A 13429-nucleotide genomic window follows, 5' to 3' on the forward strand; every position below is an offset into this window, starting at 1 on the left:
GTTTACTTGGCTTTCAAGCCGATGCGGCGAATGTTGACATGATAGATCACCCGAATATCCGCCTTGGGAAACACCTTTTTCCAATCGATCCTTTTCCATAAATCCGGATGATGTGCACGAATGTGGTTCCCGATTGAAAAGGAATCCACCCCCGTTTTTTGTATATCTTGTATCAATTGTTGTGCACGCTTTTCCATAAAGATGCTAGCGAGACGATTGATCTTTGAATAGATCCCCGGATGATCCAACTCCACCTTTTCACATATCTTTTCTGAAACACTCCCTTCCAACGTGAGATGAATGTTGATTTTGGGAACATCTTTATGCTGTTTCACTTTGATCTCTCTTTTCATTTTTGTCGGGAAAATCACCAAATGCCCTTGATCTCCCCCACATGGGACATCCCATGTTTCCCCGACCATTTCATCCCGAATTCTAAGGAGATTCTCGCTCTCTTTACGCTTAAGAACCTTTACCAAACGGTCTCCCTTCAACAGGGCCAGTCCCACCCACTGGATTTTGTAAGGTTTAACTTCCATATAATTCAGGATCGGCTCCTTCGCTGGATTAGAAATATCCGTAAATAAATCCCCTAGGGAAACATCAGCAAAATGACCGAATCGCACCCCTGCTTCTACCATATCTACCAAATATTCCATCGGAATTTGCGTCAGTTTTGGACTTGTTTTCAGCGCATCCTTGGCCGTTCCTTTTACAACCATTGGCCATTGACGTCGTCGGATTTCCGGTTCCCTTCTCAAAAAATCCAGGAACTCTCCAATCCCTTTCCGGACAACGGATTCACTAAGAATAATCACCCGCGCATGTCCAAAGAAGAGGCGCTGATTCGATTGGTTTTCAATATCTTCCAATGCATCAGACATTGTTTTCCCTTGACCGCTAAACAGTTGAACTGCATTTTGCCCACTTTCACCGCCACCTCCCCCTCCGGAACTAACCACTTTAATGGGAATGGGCATCTGAACACTGACTTCAATCCCGTTGGGATGATCATCCACTCCCAGTGCAATCACTGAAGCCCGTTCTTCTATCTCTCTGGCATCCCAACATCCGGTAACCAACAGGGAGATCAGAAGAATGATGGACAGGCTACGCTGAAGAGGATGCATTTTGATCCCCCTTCTTGTCAGCACGAAGCCGGGTCAGGATGGACAGAATCAAAATGATCACCAGCGTCATCACAATTTCATAGATCCCCGCCAAATCATTCCATCGAAACAACTGTTCCAGATTGGCCGGTCGGTTTGCCACCAGATATCCGAAGGGGAGACTTCCCCATGCCAACCACTTCCGAAACCGTTCCTCCAGGTTGAAGGTGGTTAGCGAAATGTCCACCAATACACCAAACATATTGACCAAGGTGGTAAAGACCGCCACCACCCAGATCCCAATAATGGCGGATTCCAAGCGGGATAATATCTGGCCGGGAACTTCCACCTGCTTAATCAGGTCAAGGGTGGGCCACATCAGGTTCGCCAGTTCAAAGGGACCAAAAATGGAAATGGAAGCTGCAATCGTCACCCAGTAACCCACAATAACCGTTCCAGTGGCCAATATATGAGCCCGCATCGCTTTTTTCGGCTGTTGATAATAGGCCATGTACACAAAAAGGACACTGTACCCTGAATACGAATATGCAGAGGTAAGCATTCCCTGCAGGAATTTCTTCCAATCAGTAACCTGAAACATTGGAAGGAGATTCTCCCAGTCCCCGGCTTCCATCCATGCTGTCAAGATCAACAGCCCAGGGATAAATAAAAACGGCATCAGAAACTCATTAAATCGTGCGATCAGTTCCGGCCGTTGCCCGGCAGCAAAACATGCCGATCCAAGCATTGTTATCATGAAGACTTCCATGGGAGTCTGGGGGAAAACGGCGCTGATGGCCACTTCACTAAAGGTACGGGTGACAATGGCAATCGTTAATAACCAATACCATCCAATTCCTACTAGCAAAGGGATACTCAGCACCTTGCCCAACCATCGTTTCTTTCCAAAGCTCAACAGCTCCGAAGAAAACTGGGCCAGAGTTTTTCCGGGAAATTTTTGCATCAGGCGGGTGATCAAAACGATTTCAACCAGCACAATCAAACCGCCGATCAAAATGGTCCAAATTCCGTCAGGACCTACCTCTTTTGCGATTCCCCTTTGCATACTGATCACCCCCACTCCAATAATGGTGGAGACGATGACCGCATGGCTTTGGTATAGAGATATCGGTTGATCCTGCTCAGGATTCTGTTTATTCATTCGTTACCCATCCTCCCGCTGGTCGTCAACTGGACGAAATATGCTGGGCCTCTTATTCATAAATGGCCAGGGAATCCGAATCAGAGTATCTTTTACATCCTTGATCCGCAAGGGAGCAAAAGGTGCCATATAGGGAACACCGAACGAACGAAGCTTGATCATGTGCAACAGCAATAACAACAAGGCGATCACCAATCCGTAAAGGCCCAGAATGGAAGCGACGATCATCATGGGAAAGCGAAGCAAACGGATGGAAATCGCTGCACTGTAGTTGGGATTGGCATAGGAGCTGATGGTTGTCAGCCCCACTACAATGACCATCAGAGGAGAAACGACCCCTGCAGTTACCGCCGCCTCTCCAATGACCAGAGCTCCCACAATCCCAATCGTGGGACCGATGGGGCCCGGCAATCGAATACTCGCTTCCCGCAGAATTTCCACACTCATCTCCATCATCAGAGCTTCCACAATGGAGGGAAAGGGAACGGTCGACCGACCCGCTGCCAGTGCAATGGCCAACTTGGAAGGGATCATCTCCGGATGAAAGGAGATAAAGGCAATATATAACGCCGGTAACAACAAGGCGATAAAAAAAGCCACCAATCGAAGCAATCGCAAAAAGGTGGCGATCATATAGCGTTCATAATAATCTTCCGGGCTGGAATAAAACTGGGTAAATACCGCTGGAGCGATGAGAACGTGGGGGGTTCCATCTACAAGAATCCCCACTTTTCCTTCCAACAGATGGGCCACCACAGCATCCGGTCGCTCGGTGTTTTGCAACACCGGAAAGGGTGAAAGCGTTGCATCCCCAATCATCTCTTCAATATATCCACTCTCCAGAACGGAGTCGATGCGAATCTCCTGAATGCGTTTTTCAATCTCTTTGACCAACGTATCATCCACGATACCCTGGATAAACATCATCGTAAGGTTGGTTTTTGTCCGTTCTCCCACCTTGAAATCTTTCAGGCGCAAATCGGGATCCTTCAACCGCCGCCGGATCATTCCCGTATTTACCCGAAGCGTTTCCGTCAACCCTTCCCGCGGTCCCCGAACCACCGCCTCGGCTCGCGGGTCCTCCACTCCACGCTTTTCCCATCCTTTTGCTCCGATAATCAATCCTTCACTGTAGCCGTCTACAAACAGAATGGCATCCCCTGATAACAGGGAATCAACCGTTTCCTTTAATTGCGATGACTTTTTTTTCTCTTCTGCTGCAACCAAACTCTCATTGACCATCATCCATAAGTCCGTCTTCGTTTGAAGTTGCTCTCCCCGTGTCATCAGAGGGGCTAAGACAAACTGATCCAGGTTCCGTTTATCCACCAGGCCATCCACACACATTAATACAGCTCGCCGATCAGGTATGTACTGGATCGTAAACCATCGCGTGATCAAGTCAGAGCTATCTCCAAGCACTTTCCCTATAAACTCCACATTTCTTTCAATTTCCATGTGGACAGGCTGATCTCCCACCCGCTTGTCCAATTGTTCCTTGGATCGCTGATCCCACATTTTTTTCTTTTTTCGGCTTCTTCGGCGTTGCCAACCTGTTCTCATTTCATCACCACATGTATTAACGTTTTCATTTCATCCGGATTTTATAACGCATTTTGACAAATTATGGACGAAAAAAAGGACCGGAGGATTCTCCGATCCTTACATGGAAATGTTATGACATCACTCGCTCAGTTTCCTTCTGTTTGGACAGCTCCTTATGTAACAAAGGTGCGAGAATGCTGGCATATGCCATCAAATAAGCCTGTTCATCTTCAGAGTAAGACTTCTCCTCATCTCCGGTTACACTGAGCACACCCAGGATCTGGTCACCCACCCGAATCGGGACACAAATCAGGGAATGATATTTGGACTGGGCTTTCGGATGTTCTTTAAAGTGACTTCCCGGAGTATGAATGGCCCCCGAAGAAAAGATTTCACCCGTTCGATACGTGTGTCCTGCTGCGGAATCCGCGATGGAGAGTTGCAGTTTCCTCATGCCATCCGGACTGTGAGCAGCCGCTTCATGCACTTTCAGCATCCCTTCGTCACCCTTGACAAATATACATACTTTGGGGTTGTTTCCCTTTTTTCCGGACATCGTTGCCAGCACGGCTGAAAGAAAATAATTGTAAATTTTACGTCGGTTGTCTTCAAAACCTTCGCAAGGTTGGAAAAGCAACCTGGAGACTTCCCCTGCCAACGTATGGATGGATTGAATCACGTAGGACTTTTGTTTGCTGTCTTCTCCGACCTCTTCCATCTGTTTTTCCAGTTCTGTCAGTTTGGCATCCGACTGAAGATTGAGACCCAACAGTGAAACGCTGTCTCCATTTTTTACCCGCCACAGCAAAATAGCCGCCAGAACCACTCCAAAGCCAACCAGGGTATAGGCAAGCCACGGTTCCGCATCAATCACTTTAAAAATAAATTCAATATCCATTGATGAATCACCATCTTCAAAGATATCTTTTTTGCTTTCATCAGACGCCAAATGGGTCGTCGACCGGAAAGAACTTTCCGGCCGATCGATCCGGCACGCTCATGGCTTCGCCTTTATCAGTCTCGCGATAAAAAAACCGTCTGTTTCAAAATGATGGGGAAGAATCTGAATCCATCCTTCACCCAAGAGTGCCTTATTCCGAACGGATTCGGGAATTTGTTTCTGAATGGATACATCAAGCTGAAACTCAGGATGTCTGTTCAGAAAATCCATTACCTGTTCCTTATTTTCTCTGGGTTCCAGTGTACAGGTACTGTAAACCAGTACACCTTCCGGCTTGACCAGCTCTGCTGCGCTATCCAGCAACTGTTTTTGCAGGGCAACGAGTTCTTCGATTTCTCCGGAAGCTTTGGCCCATTTAATATCCGGTTTCCGACGAATCACTCCGAGTCCGGAACAGGGGGCATCTAACAAAACCCGATCATAAGGCTCCTCTTCAATGCCGGGAAGCTCTCTTAAATCTGCTTGACGGGGCACCACGATAGAAATCCCCAAGCGTTGACTCTGTTCTTTGATCAACTTCACCTTATGGGGATGAATATCACAGGATAGGAGGGTCCCTTCATTTCCCATCCGCTCCGCCAAATGACCGGTCTTCCCGCCAGGGGCAGCACATCCATCCAGAACGCGTTCTCCCGGCTGAGGATCTACAATGTGGGCAACCAACATGGAACTTTCATCCTGTACCGTATACCAGCCCTCTTGATACAATCTTTCCAGGGCCGGGTTTCCCCCGCCTGATAAGACCAAACCCTGGGGAGAAAGGGGAGACGATTGGGTTTGAATGTGAGGGAACGCTTCCTGGATCAGACGGACAACCGTTTCTCGATCTCCCTTGAGCGGATTCACACGAACGGCCACCCGTGGAGGACGATTGTTGGCTTCCAGAATCGCTTTGGCCACCTTTGGCTGGTAGACCTCAATCAACCGTTGAACCATCCATTCCGGGTGGGAGAAAAAAAGAGCCCATTGATCCGGAGCCTCCAAGGAACCCGTGAAGCGCCATTGTCGGGACTTTCTCTGATAGGAGCGAAGCACACCGTTGACCAGTCCGGAAATCCCTTTATGCCCTCTCTCTTTAGCCATTCGGACACTTTCATGAACGGCTGCGCGCCCTGGAATGCGGTCCAAATAATGCAGTTGATAGACTCCCATCCGCAAAAGGTGTCGCACCCAAGGTTCAAGAGAAGAGATACCGTTTTTCACCAATCTGTTTAAGATCCAATCCAATGTATTTTTTCTTTGAATGGTTCCATAGACTAACTCGGTCGTTAATCCCCGATCCCGTAGAGGAAGCCCGCTCTTCTTTAGAAAGTCGTTTAACATCAGGTTGCTGTATGCCCCTCTTTCCTCCACGGCAATCAAAACATCCAGTGCAACATCCCGTGCTGTTGTTTGCATGGCCATCAGGATTCCCCCAATACGTCACCGGGCTTCAACTTTCTTCCCCGTACAAACTGCTCCGCAGTCATTCGCTTTTTTCCAGCCGGCTGCAACTCCAGAATCTGAAGCCCCCCATCGCTGGTTGCCACAACGACTCCATCATCCTCTACCCGCACTACCGTGCCGGGTTTGGCAGGCTTACCCAAAGGAACTGGCCTTGCCTTCCATACCTTTAACGGCTTTCCGTTCCAAAGCGTATAGGCCACGGGCCAAGGAGAAAGCCCCCGGACCTGATGGAACAGCTCCCAAGAGGTTCGGTTCCAATCCAACTGTTCATCCTCCCGTTTAATATTGGGAGCATACGTGGCTTGTTCATGATCCTGAGGAATGGCCTTCACATCGCCTTGTATCAGTTTGGTCACCGTTTCTGACAACAAGTCGGCACCCAGCTTGGCCAGTTTGTCATGCAACGTGCCCACATGATCCTCTTCATCAATGGGAATGGATTTCCAGGCCAGCATATCCCCGGCATCTAACGCCTCCACCATATACATAATGGTGACTCCGGTTTCCTTTTCCCCTTGAATCAAGGCGTGATGGATGGGTGCCCCGCCCCGATATTTGGGAAGCAAAGAGGCATGGACATTGATACAGCCGAAACGGGGGGCATCCAGTATCTCACGGGGAAGAATCTGACCATAGGCGGCCGTAACAATCAGGTCCGGCTCCATTTCCAACACACGCTGGACATTCTCCGGGTCCTTCAGTCTCTGTGGCTGAAAGACAGGAAGCTCCATTTCCTGGGCAGCCACTTTCACCGGTGGAGGGGTCAGAATGCGTTTTCTTCCCTGGGGCTTGTCCGGTTGCGAAACAACGGAAACCACGTGATAGCCCTCATCAACCAATCTTCTTAAAGAGGGCACCGCAAAATCCGGGGTGCCCATAAAAACAATGCGTATCTGAGATTCCAATGATTTATTCACCCTCTCTCGGCACTTCATATACCCGATCTGCAATGTCGGTAAAGAGAACACCATTTAAGTGATCCACTTCATGTTGCAGAATCCGTGCCAGGTATCCTTCCGCTTCCATTTCAAACGTCTCTCCGTACCGATCCTGAGCTTTCATCCTGACTTTTTCCGCACGGCGAACATCGCCGAGCAACCCCGGAATACTGAGACATCCTTCCGGTGGTGGAGAAAGCTGTTCCCCTTCTTTCTGCACCAATTCAGGATTGACTGCTTCAATCAAGCCATTTCCATCATCCACCACGATCACCCGTTTGGAGATCCCCACTTGTGGTGCCGCCAGCCCCACCCCTGGAGCATCATACATCGTCTCTGCCATATCGTCTAACAACTTGTGAAGTCGATCATTAAACTTGGTAACAGACTTCGCCTTCTCTTTTAAAATAGGATCAGGAACCAATATAATTTTACGAATAGCCAAGAGGCTCAACTCCTTTTTATCCATCCCCATCAATGGGTAATGTAACTCCTTCCCTGTCCATCCCAATCCGAAGATCCGGGTCCTTGAAGCTCGTTTTTAACTGGCGCAAAGCATCGATGAGAATGGTTGGTTCATCCATGTGATGATCATATTTAATCATGATTTGGATACGATAGCGATCTTTGATTCTTGGAACAGGAGCCGGAACGGGTCCTAAAAGCTCCCCTCCCTTTGGAAGCCGGGAGGACAGCATTTTTGCCGATCGCGTACCAGCCTGCATCAGAGCCACCCGGTCCGGATGACTGAAAAGAAGGGTAAACAGACGGTAAAACGGCGGGTAGCGCTGTTGCTTTCGAAGTTTGCACTCCTGCTGGTAAAAAGCATCAGCGTTAAAGTTGGATGCCATTTCGATACTATAATGGCTGGGTGTATAGGATTGGATCACCACCCGTCCCGGCTTTTGATGTCGGCCTGCGCGGCCGCCAACCTGGGTCAATAACTGAAACGTCCGTTCCGCCGCCCGGAAATCAGGAAGGTTTAGCATAGTATCGGCGGCAATCACTCCCACCAAGGTCACCTTTGGAAAATCCAGACCCTTTGCGATCATCTGGGTACCCAGCAATACATCCGCTTTTCCTTCACCAAAAGCTGTAAGAAGGCGCTCGTGGGCACCTTTGCGGCGGGTGGTATCCACATCCATCCGAATCACCCGCAAACCCGGCATCAGTCGGGCAAGTTCCTCCTCTACCCGCTGGGTACCCGTGCCGAAATAACGAATGTATTTGCTGGAGCAGGATGGACATTGGGTCGGGACTCCGCATGCATATCCACAATAATGACAACGCAGGGTTTGGTTGACCCGATGATAGGTCAGTGCAATGTCGCAGTGGGGACATTGTATGGATTCCCCGCATTCCCGGCAGAGAACAAATGTGGAGAATCCCCTGCGATTCAGAAACAAGACAGCCTGTTCACCCTGATCCACGCAGTTTTCCAAGGCCTTTTTCAAGGGCTGACTAAAAATGGACCGATTTCCGGAGCGAAGTTCATTCCGCATATCAACCACATCTACCTGGGGAAAAGGGCGCCCCTGTACGCGTTCTGTCAATTTTGCCCACCGATAGCGACCCAATTGTGCCGAATAATAGCTTTCCAAAGCAGGAGTGGCCGTTCCCATCACCAACACGGCATCATGTTCGACGCATCGCCACCGTGCTACCTCCCGTGCATGGTATCGGGGTTGCTCTTCCTGTTTATAGGAGCTTTCATGTTCTTCATCAATAATGACCAGTCCGAGATGGGGAAAGGGAGCAAAAATCGCTGAACGGGCACCGATCGCCACCTCCACTTCTCCAGACCGGATTTTACGCCATTCATCATACCGTTCTCCATCGGAAAGCGCACTGTGCAAAACGGCCACTTTTTCACCAAAACGCCCTTTGAAACGTTTGACCATCTGAGGCGTCAACGAGATTTCCGGTACAAGGACAATCGCTTGACGACCTGTGTTCAAAACCTCAGTAATAGCTTGCAGATAGATTTCCGTTTTTCCACTCCCTGTTACGCCATGAAGAAGAATGGTTTCATGGCGATATTCCCGAAGGGGGCCCAGAATCGTTTGAAAAGCCTTTTCCTGTTCTGAGGTTAGTGGCAAAGGTACTGTTTTTTCGAAGGAATGCCCCGCAAATGGGTCCCGATATTCCTCTCTCTCCTCTCGATAAAGCAATCCCTTTTCCACCAATCGATCCACTGTGGGCTTTGAGATCCCCAACTGGCTCAATAGCTCCGGCTGAGACACTTCTTTTCCTGTTTTTGCAAAAAAGAGAAGCGCTTCCTTTTGTCGAGCAGCACTCTTGGGGAGCGTTTTTGCAGATTGACGTAATGCATCCACAGATCGATTGGGACCAATCCAGATTCGCCGCTTGCGGGTTGTCCGATCTTTTACGCGTTCTTCCATAACCAACAGCCCCTCATCCACCATTTCCCGAATGAGAGACCGATCCACCCCTTTCAGGGAAAGGGCACGGTTCAGCGTAACTTCCCTGTTTTTTTGCAGCAACCGGACCAGTTCTTCCTCTGCTTCTACAAACAGTTTTTTCATTGCAAAATCAGGGTGAAGACGAAGAATCCGTTGATACTTTCCCTTTAGAACCGCCGGCACCATCGCGTGGAGTACTGTAATCAGAGGGCACAGATAAGCTTGTGACATCCAGCGAGCCAGTTTGACCAACTCTGGTGTGAGAGGAGGAGCGATATCCATCACATCAAGAATCGGTTTCAGGCGACGGGTCGCCGGTTTTTCCGGAAACCCGACTACATATCCCATGATCTTCCTTGGACCAAACGGAACTTTTACCCGGCATCCGATCTCAATCTCAGGAGAAAGCTCTTTTGGAACCAGATAATCAAATGCTTTGTCCGTCCCTTCTGTAGCCACGTCCACGATGATTGACGCGACATGATCATTACCCATTGAACCGCTCTCCGATCAGCCCAACCAATTGTTTAGCGACCTCTCTTTTGCTCATTTTGGGAAGTTGTAACACTTCCCCATCCGCATCATAGATGGTAACAATATTGGTATCCCCTTCAAACCCGGCCCCCTGAAGCGAAACATCATTGGCCACAATCAAATCCAGACCTTTTCGGTGCAACTTGCTTTGTGCATTTTCCGAGAGTTGGTCCGTCTCAGCTGCAAAACCGACCAAGAAATGTCCATTTTTCCGTTTCCCCACTTCCACAGCAATATCCGTGGTTTTTTTCAACTCCAGGGAAAGGCGATCTCCCTTTTTTTTAATCTTTTGATCGGAGACATCAACCGGGGTGTAATCAGCCACTGCCGCTGTTTGAATAATCACATGAGCGGTATCCATTTCCTGCATCACAGCGTGAAACATCTCTTCCGCTGTGTTGACGTTTACGACTCTGACACCGGGCGGTTTCTCCCGATTCACAGGGCCACTGACCAAGACGGTTTCCGCACCCGCTTGAGACATTGCTTCCGCAATGGCATAACCCATCTTTCCTGTGGAACGGTTGCTGAGATATCGGATGGGGTCCAGAAATTCCCTGGTTGGACCAGCGGTAACCAATACCCGTTTTCCGCTGAAATCCGGGAGTGATTCCCCCAACATCTCCTCGACAGCAACCAGGATTTGTTCCGGTTCCTCCATCCGGCCTTTTCCTATATATCCACAAGCCAATTGACCGGATGCAGGCTCAATAAAACGGTAGCCCCATTCCGTCAGTTGCCGGATATTGTTTTGGACAGCCGGATGATTCAACATATTGACATTCATCGCCGGAGCGATCAATACAGGAGCCTTTGTTGCCAGCAACGTGGTACTCAGCATATCATCAGCCAGCCCATGAGCCAGTTTTCCCAAAAAATTGGCTGTGGCCGGGGCAATGACAAACAAGTCCGCATGGTCAGCCAAATCGATGTGAGATACTACGGAGGGATCTTTTTCTTCAAATGTATCCACCATAACCGGATTGCGAGACAGGGTTTGGAATGTTAACGGTGTGACAAAACGCGTGGCTGATTCAGTCATGATCACACGAACGTCCGCACCCCGCTGCGTCAATTGACTGACCAACCCTGCCACCTTAAAAACAGCAATCCCCCCTGTCACCCCTACAACAATTCGTTTTCCCTTCAAGGTTCGTCTCCTCCTTGACAAAAAATAACAACCTGGGCAGGTTGTTATTTTTTATCCCCGCCAGCTCTGGCTTCCATAGGCGGTAACAATTGTTCTTCTGCAATCTCCTCCAGAGCAATGCCCACATATTTGTTGGAGCGGGGCTCCAAAGTGGGTTCCGCTCCGTCCAGCAGTTGACGGGCCCGTTTTGCAGCCAAAATCACCAGTGTATATTTACTGTCCGCCTTCGACATCAAGGTGTCAATCGATGGATAAAGCATCGTCAAATTCCCTCCAGCCAATTGGGATTTTCTTGAAAGATCCGTTCTCTTCTCAGATGCTCCGCTTCCAAGATACAATGGATCTGTTGACATGATTTCGCCACTTTGTCATTTACCACCAAGTAATCATAATAGCGGGCATGCCCCAGCTCTTCACGGGCTGCCTTCATACGGTCTTCCACTGTATCTTTTGATTCGGTCCCCCGTCCCTGAATCCTGGCGCGAAGCTCTTCCATCGATGGGGGAAGCAAAAAGATAAATACCCCTTCCGGAAAAACCTTTTTCACTTGGTAAGCGCCTTGGACCTCGATTTCCAGCAAAACATCATGTCCTTGAGCCAAACGCTCCTCTACAAACGTTCGGGGGGTTCCATAATAGTTGTTTACATATTTTGCCCACTCCAGAAGTTCCCCTTGGTTGATCATCCGTTGAAACGCTTCCTTGGATTTAAAGAAGTAGTTCACCCCTTCCACTTCCCCTTTTCGAGGCGGACGGGTTGTGGCAGACACGGAATAAACCAGTTCTGGAACCTCTTCCTTTAAAGCGGAGCAGACGGTTCCTTTACCAGCTCCTGAAGGACCGGACAAAACAACTAAAAGACCCTTTTTGTTGGTTTGAATGCCCATAATACTCCCTTTCTAGTCCTCTACATCATCGGAAGAATCTTTCGTGGCCAAACGCGTCGCCACCGTCTCCGGCTGTACCGCAGACAAGATGACATGGTCGCTGTCAGTGATAATAACAGCACGAGTCCGTCGTCCATATGTGGCATCAATCAGTGCCCCGCGATCCCGCGCTTCCTGAACAATCCGTTTGATCGGTGCTGAATCCGGACTGACAATGGAAATAATTCGGTTCGCAGAAACGATATTTCCAAAACCGATATTGATCAATTTAATATTCAACCTGAAATCCCCCCTCAAACGAAAAAAGGTCTGTTACATCCACATTCATCTCATTATAACCTGTTTACTCTATATTTTGCACTTGTTCTCTCATTTTTTCCAGCTCACTCTTGCAATGAACAATCCGTTCAGCAATCCATGCATCATTGGCCTTGGAACCGATGGTGTTCACTTCCCGGTTGGATTCCTGAAGAAGAAAGTCAAGCCGTCTGCCTACCGGTTCCCTTTGCTTTAAGGCATCCTTCAACTGGCTGAGATGACTGAACAAGCGGGTCAATTCCTCCTGTATATCCGACTTATCGGCAAAAACAGCAGCTTCCGTCAAAAGACGCTCCGAATCCAGCTCAACGTCACCAAGCAGTTCACGCATGCGTTCCTGCAACTTTTTTTGATATTCTTTTACAACCTGTGGAGACCGCTCCTGGATTTCGATCAAGTAACGCTTTAAGATGCCAATGCGTCGGTCGAGATCCTCCGCCAATGCTTTTCCTTCCCGTTTCCGCATCTCCAGAAGGGAGGAAGCTGCCTGTCTCACGGCTTCAAAAAGTGACTCTTCCAACCGTTGAGGCTCCAAAGTAAGCTCTTCTTCCTTGATCACTTTCGGGTGATTTAAGAGTTCAGATAACGTAAGCTCACCTTTCACCCCCCATTTTTCCTTCAACATTTGGGCCGCCTCCCACAGAGCTTCAACCGCCTTGTCATCCACCGTCAATCTTCGCTGATCCGATTCTTCCCCTTCCACGGTCACTGTAACATCGATTCGTCCACGCTGGATCGATTGGCGGAGGAGCTTTTTCACTTTCTCTTCATGAGATCCCCAACCTGCCGGCAATCGAACCACCATCTCCGAATAACGGTGATTAACCGATCGAATCTCCACAATCACACGGAATCCTTCCGCTTCCGATTCACCTCGACCATATCCCGTCATGCTTCGAATATTCAATGTCTCCATCATCCTCTCATTCTAATGGATTTAAATCCACCCCTCAAGTA

13 protein-coding genes are annotated in these 13429 nt (G+C 48.9%); all 13 read right to left on the minus strand.

What is annotated here, in order from left to right; genetic code table 11:
* Positions 1 to 2: 2 nt before the first annotated feature.
* A complete protein-coding gene (locus tag FN782_RS03725; protein ID WP_142504443.1) occupies positions 3 to 1130 on the minus strand; it encodes a Ger(x)C family spore germination protein in 1128 nt (375 codons plus the stop codon).
* On the minus strand, positions 1111 to 2271 hold the full coding sequence (locus FN782_RS03730) for a GerAB/ArcD/ProY family transporter (RefSeq protein WP_142504444.1): 1161 nt from the start codon (positions 2269 to 2271) through the stop codon (positions 1111 to 1113). The genes FN782_RS03725 and FN782_RS03730 overlap by 20 nt, the downstream gene beginning before the upstream one ends.
* 3 nt (positions 2272 to 2274) lie before the next feature.
* On the minus strand, positions 2275 to 3834 hold the full coding sequence (locus tag FN782_RS03735) for a spore germination protein (protein ID WP_246064833.1): 1560 nt from the start codon (positions 3832 to 3834) through the stop codon (positions 2275 to 2277).
* Between the two features lie 112 nt (positions 3835 to 3946).
* Positions 3947 to 4714 carry a GAF domain-containing protein gene (locus FN782_RS03740; protein ID WP_185956012.1) on the minus strand — a complete coding sequence of 256 codons (768 nt, stop codon included), beginning with the start codon at positions 4712 to 4714 and terminating at the stop codon, positions 3947 to 3949.
* Positions 4715 to 4813: 99 nt separating this feature from the next.
* Positions 4814 to 6181: a 16S rRNA (cytosine(967)-C(5))-methyltransferase RsmB gene (gene rsmB / locus FN782_RS03745; RefSeq protein WP_142504446.1), complete on the minus strand. Its 1368-nt coding sequence runs from the start codon at positions 6179 to 6181 to the stop codon at positions 4814 to 4816.
* Entirely contained in the window at positions 6181 to 7101 is a 921-nt protein-coding gene (fmt, locus tag FN782_RS03750; protein ID WP_246064848.1) for a methionyl-tRNA formyltransferase, read from the minus strand. Before fmt ends, rsmB begins: the two co-directional genes overlap by 1 nt.
* 31 nt (positions 7102 to 7132) lie before the next feature.
* Positions 7133 to 7606, minus strand: coding sequence for a peptide deformylase (gene def / locus FN782_RS03755; protein WP_142504752.1), 474 nt, complete (start codon positions 7604 to 7606; stop codon positions 7133 to 7135).
* A 16-nt stretch (positions 7607 to 7622) separates the two neighbouring features.
* Complete coding sequence (priA, locus tag FN782_RS03760) at positions 7623 to 10079, minus strand: primosomal protein N' (protein ID WP_142504448.1); 2457 nt, start codon at positions 10077 to 10079, stop codon at positions 7623 to 7625.
* Complete coding sequence (coaBC, locus tag FN782_RS03765) at positions 10072 to 11268, minus strand: bifunctional phosphopantothenoylcysteine decarboxylase/phosphopantothenate--cysteine ligase CoaBC (protein WP_142504449.1); 1197 nt, start codon at positions 11266 to 11268, stop codon at positions 10072 to 10074. Before coaBC ends, priA begins: the two co-directional genes overlap by 8 nt.
* A gap of 44 nt (positions 11269 to 11312) precedes the next feature.
* On the minus strand, positions 11313 to 11528 hold the full coding sequence (gene rpoZ, locus FN782_RS03770; RefSeq protein ID WP_142504450.1) for a DNA-directed RNA polymerase subunit omega: 216 nt from the start codon (positions 11526 to 11528) through the stop codon (positions 11313 to 11315).
* A gap of 2 nt (positions 11529 to 11530) precedes the next feature.
* The gene (gene gmk / locus FN782_RS03775; RefSeq protein WP_142504451.1) at positions 11531 to 12154 is read right to left on the minus strand and encodes a guanylate kinase; all 624 of its coding nucleotides are present in this window, start codon (positions 12152 to 12154) and stop codon (positions 11531 to 11533) included.
* A 12-nt stretch (positions 12155 to 12166) separates the two neighbouring features.
* Positions 12167 to 12433 carry an extracellular matrix/biofilm regulator RemA gene (remA, locus tag FN782_RS03780; protein WP_142504452.1) on the minus strand — a complete coding sequence of 89 codons (267 nt, stop codon included), beginning with the start codon at positions 12431 to 12433 and terminating at the stop codon, positions 12167 to 12169.
* Positions 12434 to 12497: 64 nt separating this feature from the next.
* Positions 12498 to 13379 carry a YicC/YloC family endoribonuclease gene (locus FN782_RS03785; protein ID WP_185956013.1) on the minus strand — a complete coding sequence of 294 codons (882 nt, stop codon included), beginning with the start codon at positions 13377 to 13379 and terminating at the stop codon, positions 12498 to 12500.
* Positions 13380 to 13429: the final 50 nt, after the last annotated feature.

The organism is Melghirimyces algeriensis (assembly GCF_900182565.1).
In the GTDB taxonomy this organism is placed as follows: Bacteria; Bacillota; Bacilli; order Thermoactinomycetales; family DSM-45169; genus Melghirimyces; species Melghirimyces algeriensis.

What these genes read in the sequence shown, in the direction of transcription:
- rsmB (WP_142504446.1), bottom strand. Translation starts at nt 6,181, where the DNA reads ATGGCCATGCAAACAACAGCACGGGATGTTGCACTGGATGTTTTGATT.
- fmt (WP_246064848.1), bottom strand. Translation starts at nt 7,101, where the DNA reads ATGGGCACCCCGGATTTTGCGGTGCCCTCTTTAAGAAGATTGGTTGAT.
- FN782_RS03725 (WP_142504443.1), bottom strand. Translation starts at nt 1,130, where the DNA reads ATGCATCCTCTTCAGCGTAGCCTGTCCATCATTCTTCTGATCTCCCTG.
- FN782_RS03735 (WP_246064833.1), bottom strand. Translation starts at nt 3,834, where the DNA reads ATGAGAACAGGTTGGCAACGCCGAAGAAGCCGAAAAAAGAAAAAAATG.
- FN782_RS03740 (WP_185956012.1), bottom strand. Translation starts at nt 4,714, where the DNA reads ATGGATATTGAATTTATTTTTAAAGTGATTGATGCGGAACCGTGGCTT.
- FN782_RS03730 (WP_142504444.1), bottom strand. Translation starts at nt 2,271, where the DNA reads ATGAATAAACAGAATCCTGAGCAGGATCAACCGATATCTCTATACCAA.
- rpoZ (WP_142504450.1), bottom strand. Translation starts at nt 11,528, where the DNA reads ATGCTTTATCCATCGATTGACACCTTGATGTCGAAGGCGGACAGTAAA.
- gmk (WP_142504451.1), bottom strand. Translation starts at nt 12,154, where the DNA reads ATGGGCATTCAAACCAACAAAAAGGGTCTTTTAGTTGTTTTGTCCGGT.
- priA (WP_142504448.1), bottom strand. Translation starts at nt 10,079, where the DNA reads ATGGGTAATGATCATGTCGCGTCAATCATCGTGGACGTGGCTACAGAA.